This window comes from Synechococcus sp. MIT S9452 (assembly GCF_047304245.1).
Classification (GTDB): domain Bacteria; phylum Cyanobacteriota; class Cyanobacteriia; order PCC-6307; family Cyanobiaceae; genus RCC307.
The window spans coordinates 1,106,749-1,116,207 of record NZ_CP138956.1 but is presented as its reverse complement, the minus strand read 5'-3'; the positions used below and the strand labels follow the sequence as shown (position 1 = coordinate 1,116,207).

Here is a 9,459-nt window from a genome sequence, read left to right as displayed (position 1 = left end):
CCACGACCACGAGCCCGTGACGGTCCCCGCTGAAATGCTCAGCGCTTCGTCTTTTGCCGCCAAATGAAGAAAGCGGTGACTGCCACCACGATGGCCAGTGGTACTGCGGTGAACAGCAGCAAGATGACAGCGGTCCAGTCGGTGTACATGAGGGTGCGCAGGTCAGCTCAAGTGGGGCACATTGTGGGCCTTGGCGTGCTCCTTCTGCTGGGCGGTGCTGGGCCAGCTCAGGCTGGCATTGATTTCACTGGCTGCACCTCAGGTCCTGACGGCAGCATCACCTGCAACACCGTGCCCACCGGCAACACCCTGACCGACGACATCGATGCCCGTTACGACCTCGATAGCGAGGCCAGCCCCGGTTGGAGTGAGTTTGAGCCCGACGAAGGGTTTGATCAGGATTTCGGCGGAATGGGTGATTGAGCCTTCAAGGCTTTACTTGCCACAGGCTCTGATGGCTCCTTTTGGCCTGCGGCGGTGGTCGAGCTGCAAAGACCAGGTGGGGATTTTGGGATCGTGCAGCAGCGGTTCAAAACACTGCTGCGGCGGCAACGTTGCATAGAAGCTCTGCACCATGCGGGTGACGGCTTCAGGGTGCAAGGCGCCCCCGCCGCGGCGGCGTTGGCGCGCTTCGGCTTGCAAGCGCCAGCGCAACACGTGGTTGTGGCTGGGGGGAATGATCACCAGCAAGGCATCGAGGCGCTGCCAGATCGGTTCGTAGCCGGCTAGTGATGGCAGCCCCCGGGCCCCCACGCACCATCCCTCTAAGAGCAGCTGCTCCCCTTGGTGGTGTTGATCATCCACCCGATCTCCGGCGCCACCAGCCAGGGTTTTGTCGAAGCGCGGCACCAGGGTTTGGCCTCGCTGGCGGAATTCATCCATCACCTGGGCGAGGCGAGGGAGGTCGTGGCTGCCGGGGAGGCCCCGTTGGTGTTGTTGCAGCTTGGGTTGCGGCCAGTAGAGATCATCGATGGAGATAGCGACCACAGCATCGCCAACCTGGCGGCTCAGCCAGCTTTTGCCGCTACCTGGTGGGGCGCAGAGCCCCAGCAAGCGCTGACCATGGGCTGCCCGCTGTTCACACCACTGCTGCAACAACGGCAGCGCTGAATCCTGCAACAATGTCATCACCGTTGCGCTCAGTTCACAACCTTGAGCTGATCAACGTTGTAGCGACGCACAGCATCCGCGAGATCTTCCAGTTGTTCACGGTCGGGAATGCAGATGCATCCCACGCCTGGGTAGCAGTTGTGGATGCCCAGGGCTGAGCGGGTTGTAGGGAAGAGCGGATCGAGTTGCATCCAGAGGTCTTGCCCCCACGGTTCCGGTTGCCCGAGGCGGTAGTTGCCTTTGGGGAGTGGCGAGCCGTTGCCGGGCGACCAGCGCCGGTCGAGGTTTTGATGCGCTTTGGCGCTAGCCACAGCCTTCCAGCTTTGGATCACGCGGCCCGCTTCGATCAGCTGCAGCTGCCAAATGGGATCGCCATTGGCGTAGGTGCCACTGGTGCGTTTGAGCTGCAGGTTCGCTGGCGCGGCCCAACTGGCATTGGCGACAGCAAGGCCGAACAGGGCAGCAAGCAGAACACGCTTCATGGCTCAGGGTTGATCGGTTTTGATGCCACGCAGAGCATCGAAGGCTTTCTCCACCGAGTCGGTTAGCAGGCTGATCACGGGCTTGTCGCGCACGATGAAGTTGACCGACACGCTTTGACCAGCGGAAACCGGAAAGCGTCTGCCGCGTCGTTCCACATATTGCCGATCCAGAACCACCACTGCAGGAAAACGTGGCTCAGGGTTCTGTTGGTCGGGCTCTAAAGACTGCTTGCCAACGCGTTTGAGCTCACCGGGAATGTCGCCGTATTGGGTGAAGGGGTAGGCATCAATGCGGATTTGGGCCGGCATCTTGGGCCGCAGGAATCCCACATCGGCATTGCTGACAAACACCTTGGCTTCCAGAGCTCCCTCCGGAACGATCTTGAGCAGGGTTTCGCCGCTGCTGGCGGCATAGCCCGGACTCGATGGGATCAGATCAAAGACGTAGCCCTTGACGGGCGCGCGCAAGGACTCGTACTCCTTCGATTTGTTGGTTTCCACCAGCTGACGCTCCAGGTCAGCCAGTTCCCGTTGAATTTGTTGCTTGCTCTTGATCGATTCGGCCTCCACCTCCCGCAGGGTGGCCTTGGTTTGTGCGATCTCTGAATGCAGCTCCTGCAAACGATTTTTTTGCTGCAGGTATTGCACCTCGGCAATGGCTCCTTGCGCCATCAGCCCCTCCATTCGATTCACGATGGATTGCTCAGTGGCCAGGGTGAGCTTCAAGCTGGCGAGCTTGGATTGCAGGCTGTCGGTGCGTGCTTGGAAGGCTTGCGTTTCTTCCGCCAGACGCTGGCTCTCCAGTTCTTTTTGGCGGCTCAATGAACGCAACCGCTCAGCGTTGACCTCCGGATCAAATTGCACCAACACCTGGCCTGGCTGCACGAGCTCGCCTTCGGTAATGGGGATTCCGCTGACGACCCCAGAGACGGGGGCCTTGATGGGCCGTTCCGCGCCAAGCCCCTTGAGTTCACCGCGGGCGATGACCACTTCATCAATCCGGGCCACCACGGCATAGATGAAGCCAAAGCCAATGCAGCCGACGATCGCCCACTGCAGCGCTCGGGTCCAGGTGGGTGCGGCGCGGTAGCGCACCTCTTGATGGGCCAGCGGCACCAGTTGGCCGTCCTTGGGGTCGGGCTTGGAAAGGTTCATGACTGCCCTGCCTCCTGCTGGCGATACAAGGTGGCGTAGCGGCCACCCAAGTCCATCAATTCGGTGTGGGTGCCCTGCTCAACGAGGCTGCCTTGATGCATCACCAAGATGCGGTCGGCATGGCGCAGGCTGCCGAGGCGATGGGTGATGAACAGCACGGTGCTGCCGCGGTAGACCTCCGCCAGGTTGCGTGTGACCTGTTGTTCGGTGTCGACATCCAAGGCGCTGGTGGCTTCATCAAGCACCAGCAAGCGCGGCCGCTTCAACACCATCCGCGCAATGGCCATCCGTTGCCGCTGGCCCCCTGAGAGCGCCGAGCCTCGTTCCCCCACCGAGTTGGAGTAGCCACCGGGCAGCGCTTGGATGAAGTCATGGGCGCAGGCCACTTGCGCTGCGCCAGTGATTTCTTCAAAGCTGGCATCGGGCCTGGTCAGTGCGATGTTGGCCTGCACGGTGCCATCAAATAGCAGGCTGTCTTGGGGCACGACCCCCACCTGGCTGCGTAACGAGTAGAGGTCAACCTTGGTGATGTCGTAGCCATCAATGCGGATGGTGCCCTCAAGGGGATCAAATAGCCTGGTCAGCAACTTGAGCATGGTGCTCTTGCCCGAGCCGCTGCTGCCGACAATCCCCACAAAGCTTCCCGCTGGAATCTCGAAATTCACATTCACCAGTTGCAGTGGACCACTGCTGCCAAAGCGAAAGTTGACGCCTTCGTAGTGAATGGCTCCCTGCAGAGGAGGGATGGGCGGCAAGTTTTCGCCGGCAATTTCGATCTCTTCGCGGTGATCGACGATGTCGGCGAGGCGCTCTAAAGAAAGCGCTGTTTCCTGGAAGTTTTGCCAGAGGCTGGCCAGGCGCAGCAGCGGGCTGGTGACATAGCCCGAGAGGATCCGAAAGGCGATCAGTTGGCCCAGGGTCATCTTGCCTTCGAGCACCAACATGGCCCCAAACCAGATCACCACTAGGCCAGACACCTGACCCAGGAATTGGTTGGCTGAGCCGGCGGCTGTGCTGGTGATGGTGTTGCGGAACCCCGCTTCGATTTGACCGCCATAGAGCTGTTCCCAGCGCCATTCACTGGGTAGCTCCATGCCCTGCCCTTTCACGGTTTCCATGCCGGAGAGCGTTTCCACTAGATGGCTCTGCACGCGGGCATTGGCCTCGGCTTGTTGGCGCAATTGCCGGCGAATGATTGGAGCTACGCCCATGGTGAGCCCCACGAACAGAGGCAAGACGCCTAGGGCGGCGAAGGTGAGCGGCACGGAATAGAGCAGCATCACGGCGATGTAGACCACCGAGAACACCGCATCGAGCAGCACGGTGAGGGCTGTGCCAGTGAGGAAGCTGCGGATCTTTTCCAGTTCGGCGATGCGGCTACTCACCTCCCCCACCGGGCGTTTGGCGAAATAACCCAGCGGCAGCCGCAACAGGTGATGGATGATCGTCGCCCCGAGGGAGATGTCGATCCGGTTGGTGGTGTCGGAGAACAGATAGGTGCGCAGCGAGCCCAGCAGGGCCTGCGCTAGGGCCATGGCCACCAACAAGGTGCCCAGCACATTCAGGCTGGAGTAATTCCCCTGGCTGATCACCGCATCGATGATCTGCTGGATCAGGAGTGGATTGAAGAGGCCCAGCAGCTGCACAAAGAAGCTGGTGATCACCACCTGCAGCAAGGCGCCGCGATGCTTTTGGATCGCTGGTACAAACCAGCCCAAGCCAAAACGTGCTTTCGGTGTGCTGGCGCTGCGCTCGAGGCACAACACCGCCAACGGTTCACCGCTGGCTTGCTCAACCAAGGCATTGGCGTCAATCCAGCGCTGCTCGCTGGTGGGATCTCCCACCAGCAGTTGCTGCTGCCGGGTTTGCCAGATCACCAACGGATGGCCTTGCACGGCGATCAGCGCTGGGCAAGGGATGCGGCTTAGCAACTCGGCGCTAGGTGGTTGCAAGCGCGTGGTGCGCAGCCCCAGCAGATCACAAACGGCGGCAATGGCCTGGGGCGGCAACGCCCCTTGACCACTGCGCTGCAGCTGATCATTGAGGATCCGGCTGAGGACATCGCGCCGGAAGGGCAGATCAAAGTGGCGCGCCACCATGCGCAAACAGGCCAACGGCTCTCCAATCGGCCCTTGGCCGTTGTGCTGCGGGAAGCTGCCGTCGTTATGCAGCCGGCCATACCAGTCCTCTAGAGCCTCACGTTGGAGTTGTGGTGTGGCGGGTGCGCTGGAGGTGGCCAAGGCTGCGCTTGGGCTGCTCTCGACACATCGTTGCGGCGGCCAATGGCTAGGCAGTGGCAACAGCCGCGCCGGTAGTCGTCCGATCACCTCCACTCGGCACGGGCTTTGCAAAACGGTGCCTGGCGTTTCTCCAGCGATGTTGTCGGTGCTGATCAGCCAGCTACCACTACTGACGGGCAGCTCATGGCTGCGACCGCTGCTGAGCAAATAGACGGGGTTCTTACTGAGCTCACAGGCATCTTGGGCCCACTGCAGCAGCTCTTGGGCCGCGGGATGTCGGGGGTCGTTACGGCTTGCTGTGACTGCAAACAGCTCCCATGGCAGCAGTTGGGTGAAGGCGTTCAGCAGCTCTGGTTGCTGTTGAAGCAGTTGAAAAAATGCTTCGGCTGGCAGCAGAGAGCCCTCCACCTCGCTGGCGGCGGTGAGGCTTAACCCCGGCACACCGCGCAACAGCAGTTCAGCTCCAACGAGTTCACCACTGCCAAAGCGCTGCAAGGTGAAGGACTCCTTGCGTTGATCCAGGCCTAACAGGCGCATCTGACCTTGTTGGATCAACAGCACACCAGGTGGCAGGTGGCTGCGGTCATGCAGTGGCTGACCGGGTTGCAGGCTCAGTGGTCGCAGCTGCTCCTGCGGCAGCCCAGGCAAAGCCTCCCAGCCCTTGAGTTCCGGTTGTGGTCCTTGGCTCAACATCTCCACACTCAGGCTTGGCCTGCCAGTTCAGTGGCTGCGAGCTGTTCTTCGAGATGGCGATCTCCAAGTTCGAGCAGCAACTGTTGTTTGAGCGCAGCGTTTAGCTCGGTGCAGTGCAGCTCATCGAGGCGCACCACAATCCACCAACTCTCGAGTTGCTTGGGGGGCCAGAGCTGGCCCGCTGTGCTGACCTGCAGCAGCTTGGCCAGCATGGGGTGAGGCTGGCTCAGAGGCACGGGGCCGAGTCGGCCGCCCTGCTGGCTCTCAGGGCCCTCGGAATACTCCGAGGCAATGTCTTCAAAGCTGGCTTCTCCTTCTTTGATGCGCAGATGCAGCTCGGTCGCGAGGTGTTGGCTTTTAACGCGCAACAGGGAGTAGCTGACTTTGTCGAGCTGGTTTTTGCGCTCGAGGTAATGGCTATTGAGCTTGGCTTCAAACGTTTGCTCACACCAGCACAACCAACGCCAGCGCCGCATCACCAGCTCCTGCCACTGCTGTTGGCTCAGGCCTTGCTTCTGCTGCCAGCGCTTGAGGGCGTCGGGCGAGTGGATGTTTTGCCGCTGACACCACTGCTCAAAAAGTGGTTGACGTTGCTCCGCGGCAGGAGGCTGGATGTTGATGATGCAGGTGTCCACCAACTCCTCGCGTTGGACTTGGCGCAACAGGCCCCAGCAAGCCAACTGGTCAGCGCTGAAGCTTTGGATCGCTTGCATGGCTTTCATTGGCTTCTCTGGGTTCCTTTCACCTTTAATCCGCTTGAAGATTGGTGGCATCCCCCAAAAGGATGAAATTGGCGTCTTCTGCAGCAGCGCCTTTTTCTTTCTACAGGCCCACTTTGTTGGCTTGAAGCCTTGGGGCTTGGCCTAAATCCGAATTTCCTTTTGTTAGAGAGAAATCGCAAGCAAGCTGTGGCCTCTCTTCAGGGGATATTGAGATCAGGTGTTGGCTTATCTGATTGCGGGAAAGACTAATAAGCATGCATTTGAACTTGCCTTAATTTTTATTTTGCAGGAGCATTTTCTCAAAAGGCTTGCCTGAGAAAAGCCTGATTATTTGCTTGACAATTTCTATAAGCATCCTTAAAAATCCTCTGACCCGCAATTGGACTTTTGGTCCTTGGGCATTTGTGGGTACTTGGGCGTTGTTGTTCTGCAAAAGAGCTCAGGCGTATGCCCGGAACTGTTGTGCTTGTGCATCACGACCTTGTGGTTGTGATCGATCCAGATGTGTTGATTCGTCGTTCCGTTGTTGCTGCCCTCAATGGGCTTGGGCTCCATGGCCTGGCTTATGGGGGTTGGCGTGATGCAGCTCGGCAGTTAGCGCGCATTGCTCCCAAGCTGCGGGCGATGCCACTGCCTGCATCGATCAATAGCTTTGATTGCCTTGATCTCTGGCAGCGATTGAGCTCGGTCCTCGGCACGAGCCACCGAAGTCTTTCGGTCTTGCCTGTGACCTCAATGCCAGGACAGCGGCAAGCTTCTCCTGGTTTGTCCAGCCATCCTGTTCAACTTGTGGCGCGCCAACTCCGTGAGGCGTTTCATGTCCGCCGCAGCCGTCAGCATCAGCTGGCTGCCGATGACAAGCCGGCCGTTTCTGTGGCTGAAGATCGCGTTCTTTCGCTGGTTCGTGAGGGCAAGAGCAACAAACGAATTGCTTCTGAGCTGTGTTTGTCGCAGCGCACCGTGGAGAGCCACTTGCGCCGTTTGTTCCGCAAGCTGGAAGTGAAAAACAGAACCGAGCTTGCCTTGGCTGCTGCCTAGCTGGGCTGTGGGTTGCCAACCGGCTTGCTATCGAAGGGGCTGGTTGGCGATTCAGCAATGAACGGCGATTCGGAAGCCTGGCAAGTGGCCCTGGTGATGGGTGCTGTTGTGCTGGTGCTGATTGTGTTGTCGGTGAACGCTCAGTAAAAACGGAACTTGCCCATGCCTGGGTTGGCCTGGCATTTGTTGTGGAGTTCTTCGCTGAGCTCCCGCAGGGCCACATCGCGCTCTTCGCGGCTGAGGATGTCCCAGCGGAAGAGCAATTTGATTGTGGTGCGGTCGTGGGCGATTCCCCAGCGATCGCCATGGCGGCGCACCGCTTCGCGTTTGGCCCGCATCACCCAGGTGGCTCGATCCATTGTGGTGGTCTCGGCGTGCAACAAAGCCATGGCCCAATGACGTCCTTGAAAGTTATGGCGCTTCAAAAGCCCGTGGCTCAGACAGGCCAGAGAATTTCAACTGTCGAAATCAAAAATGAAGACTCGATCTCTTGAGCCCAGCTCTGTGAGAGCAGAACATGGTTTTCTTTATGAAAAGGTTATTCACCACACCGTTCTGGCCCGGCATGTCAGCTATGACATGAATGCTGGTTTCATCTGGCACAACACCAAAAAAGGGGGTAGGGATCCTGACAGGAGTTCCGCCCTTTTTTATGGCTTGCTTTCTGCGCTGCTAACGAGACGATTTCAGCAGCACATGTGGTGGACTGATGCCAGCCAAGACCTGGGGGTTGTTGATGGCAGCCGTTCTGCTGACCCCGCCTGCAGCCCTGGCTGAACTTGAGCCTGAGCAACCAAAGCTGCCGCCGGAGCTTCCTCTTTCTGATACCAACAGCTGCGTCGAGGGCACCATTGCTGGTGGCCTGATTGGTGCTGGCATTGGCGGTTTGGCCACACGTGGCCGCGCCCGTTGGATTGGGGTGCCGGTCGGCGCGGTTGGTGGGGCTTTGCTTGGTTGTCAGATCGATGGGGGCTGATGGCCCAATTCCTGATGAATGATGCGCTTGCTTTCGGCTCGTTCGAGTTGCCAGTTCAACAAGAACTCCTTGGCCATGGCCTTGAGGCGCTGAAGGTCATCGATGCCATCCAAATTGCGGCGACCTTGCTCAAGTTCAAGGTGCTGATTCAGGGAGAGTGCAATGCTCGGCTGCATGAATTCAGGCGCTGCTGCACTAATTTTTGTTGACAAAAGCGTTTGAGTTGTTGCAACAGCGACAGACACGTTTGTTTGTCTCCGCATCACGACAAGTGCGAAACTGCGCTTAAGGCTGTAGCTGCTTTTTGTGCTTTTCCCTATGGGATTGCTCTGGCAGGCACTTGACAACGCGGATATGCCAACCGCCCTCGACCCCAGCCGCGTGGGTCGTGGCTTGCGTCGGCAGGCTGTTGAGCGGTGCAATGGGTGCCGATTGCAGAATCTGCAGGGCTTCTCCCATGGCTTTGTGGGCTGCGGCGCGATGGATGGGGGATTGCGCCGAGCAAGCAACCGCGCCGACTGCTTCTAATAAATGGTCGAGTAATTCGGCACTCTCTGACATCATCGACCTGGCTTATTGCGTCGAATATTGGTGAGTTATGGGCGGTTAATCTGCAGTGCTGAGCACAGCTTCAGCATGTGCTGACATATCCGTGATTACTGCTGGCGTGGATCGTCCCAGAAAACCACGAGCGTGAAATCGTCTTGGCGGCTAAAGCCAATGCCCAGGCTGTGGTTATCGCGTTGGTAGGTCTTGCCCTGCTCACTGGCGGCAAAGTCGTAGCGCTGTCCATCGATGCTGACGGTTACATCGCCCTGCTTCTGGCTGAATTGGCATGGCACCGGCTCGGGGAGTTCAGCGCTGTTGTCGCCTTCCCGAAACAGCGCACACCAGGCTGTTTTGGATTCGGCTTCCGCTGTGTTGCTGCAAGCGCTCAGCAGCCCAAGTCCTGCCCCCAGGCTGAGCGCGATCAGAGCACCTCGCATCGGTTCCCGTTTCCATGCGTTTTGTTCTACTGCGTTCCATGGGCTTTGCCATGGCCG

At 59.0% G+C, this 9,459-nt stretch carries 11 protein-coding genes; 4 read left to right on the top strand and 7 right to left on the bottom strand.

Features of this window, described 5'->3' with window-relative positions; translation table 11 throughout:
- Positions 1–75: 75 nt before the first annotated feature.
- Positions 76–423 carry a hypothetical protein gene (locus SIB46_RS05855; RefSeq protein WP_413297588.1) on the top strand — a complete coding sequence of 116 codons (348 nt, stop codon included), beginning with the start codon at positions 76–78 and terminating at the stop codon, positions 421–423.
- A 12-nt stretch (positions 424–435) separates the two neighbouring features.
- Here the strand turns inward: SIB46_RS05855 and SIB46_RS05850 are convergent, their stop codons facing one another.
- From SIB46_RS05850 to SIB46_RS05830, 5 genes are read right to left on the bottom strand one after another with little or no spacing between them, the layout of a single operon-like run.
- Positions 436–1,128 carry a hypothetical protein gene (locus SIB46_RS05850; RefSeq protein WP_413297587.1) on the bottom strand — a complete coding sequence of 231 codons (693 nt, stop codon included), beginning with the start codon at positions 1,126–1,128 and terminating at the stop codon, positions 436–438.
- 11 nt (positions 1,129–1,139) lie between these two features.
- Entirely contained in the window at positions 1,140–1,592 is a 453-nt protein-coding gene (locus SIB46_RS05845; protein WP_413297585.1) for a hypothetical protein, read from the bottom strand.
- 3 nt (positions 1,593–1,595) lie between these two features.
- On the bottom strand, positions 1,596–2,747 hold the full coding sequence (locus SIB46_RS05840) for an HlyD family secretion protein (protein WP_413297584.1): 1,152 nt from the start codon (positions 2,745–2,747) through the stop codon (positions 1,596–1,598).
- Positions 2,744–5,680 carry an ABC transporter transmembrane domain-containing protein gene (locus SIB46_RS05835; protein ID WP_413297582.1) on the bottom strand — a complete coding sequence of 979 codons (2,937 nt, stop codon included), beginning with the start codon at positions 5,678–5,680 and terminating at the stop codon, positions 2,744–2,746. The genes SIB46_RS05840 and SIB46_RS05835 overlap by 4 nt, the downstream gene beginning before the upstream one ends.
- An 8-nt stretch (positions 5,681–5,688) precedes the next feature.
- On the bottom strand, positions 5,689–6,393 hold the full coding sequence (locus SIB46_RS05830) for a peptidylprolyl isomerase (protein WP_413297580.1): 705 nt from the start codon (positions 6,391–6,393) through the stop codon (positions 5,689–5,691).
- Between the two features lie 456 nt (positions 6,394–6,849).
- Between SIB46_RS05830 and SIB46_RS05825 the strand changes: the two genes are divergently transcribed.
- A complete protein-coding gene (locus SIB46_RS05825) occupies positions 6,850–7,440 on the top strand; it encodes a helix-turn-helix transcriptional regulator (protein ID WP_413297579.1) in 591 nt (196 codons plus the stop codon).
- A gap of 140 nt (positions 7,441–7,580) precedes the next feature.
- On the opposite strand, the gene SIB46_RS05820 is transcribed toward SIB46_RS05825, so the two are convergent.
- Positions 7,581–7,829 carry a hypothetical protein gene (locus SIB46_RS05820; RefSeq protein ID WP_413297578.1) on the bottom strand — a complete coding sequence of 83 codons (249 nt, stop codon included), beginning with the start codon at positions 7,827–7,829 and terminating at the stop codon, positions 7,581–7,583.
- Between the two features lie 320 nt (positions 7,830–8,149).
- Here SIB46_RS05820 and SIB46_RS05815 point away from each other — a divergent pair, with 320 nt between their 5' ends.
- Positions 8,150–8,416, top strand: a complete 267-nt coding sequence (locus tag SIB46_RS05815; RefSeq protein ID WP_413297577.1) for a glycine zipper 2TM domain-containing protein — start codon at positions 8,150–8,152, stop codon at positions 8,414–8,416.
- On the top strand, positions 8,416–8,625 hold the full coding sequence (locus SIB46_RS05810) for a hypothetical protein (RefSeq protein ID WP_413297576.1): 210 nt from the start codon (positions 8,416–8,418) through the stop codon (positions 8,623–8,625). Before SIB46_RS05815 ends, SIB46_RS05810 begins: the two co-directional genes overlap by 1 nt.
- Before the next feature lie 447 nt (positions 8,626–9,072).
- On the opposite strand, the gene SIB46_RS05805 is transcribed toward SIB46_RS05810, so the two are convergent.
- Positions 9,073–9,402, bottom strand: a complete 330-nt coding sequence (locus SIB46_RS05805; protein ID WP_413297575.1) for a hypothetical protein — start codon at positions 9,400–9,402, stop codon at positions 9,073–9,075.
- Positions 9,403–9,459: the final 57 nt, after the last annotated feature.

What these genes read in the sequence shown, in the direction of transcription:
- SIB46_RS05825 (WP_413297579.1), top strand. Translation starts at nt 6,850, where the DNA reads ATGCCCGGAACTGTTGTGCTTGTGCATCACGACCTTGTGGTTGTGATC.
- SIB46_RS05830 (WP_413297580.1), bottom strand. Translation starts at nt 6,393, where the DNA reads ATGCAAGCGATCCAAAGCTTCAGCGCTGACCAGTTGGCTTGCTGGGGC.
- SIB46_RS05820 (WP_413297578.1), bottom strand. Translation starts at nt 7,829, where the DNA reads ATGGCTTTGTTGCACGCCGAGACCACCACAATGGATCGAGCCACCTGG.
- SIB46_RS05850 (WP_413297587.1), bottom strand. Translation starts at nt 1,128, where the DNA reads ATGACATTGTTGCAGGATTCAGCGCTGCCGTTGTTGCAGCAGTGGTGT.
- SIB46_RS05845 (WP_413297585.1), bottom strand. Translation starts at nt 1,592, where the DNA reads ATGAAGCGTGTTCTGCTTGCTGCCCTGTTCGGCCTTGCTGTCGCCAAT.
- SIB46_RS05835 (WP_413297582.1), bottom strand. Translation starts at nt 5,680, where the DNA reads ATGTTGAGCCAAGGACCACAACCGGAACTCAAGGGCTGGGAGGCTTTG.
- SIB46_RS05840 (WP_413297584.1), bottom strand. Translation starts at nt 2,747, where the DNA reads ATGAACCTTTCCAAGCCCGACCCCAAGGACGGCCAACTGGTGCCGCTG.
- SIB46_RS05805 (WP_413297575.1), bottom strand. Translation starts at nt 9,402, where the DNA reads ATGCGAGGTGCTCTGATCGCGCTCAGCCTGGGGGCAGGACTTGGGCTG.
- SIB46_RS05815 (WP_413297577.1), top strand. Translation starts at nt 8,150, where the DNA reads ATGCCAGCCAAGACCTGGGGGTTGTTGATGGCAGCCGTTCTGCTGACC.
- SIB46_RS05810 (WP_413297576.1), top strand. Translation starts at nt 8,416, where the DNA reads ATGGCCCAATTCCTGATGAATGATGCGCTTGCTTTCGGCTCGTTCGAG.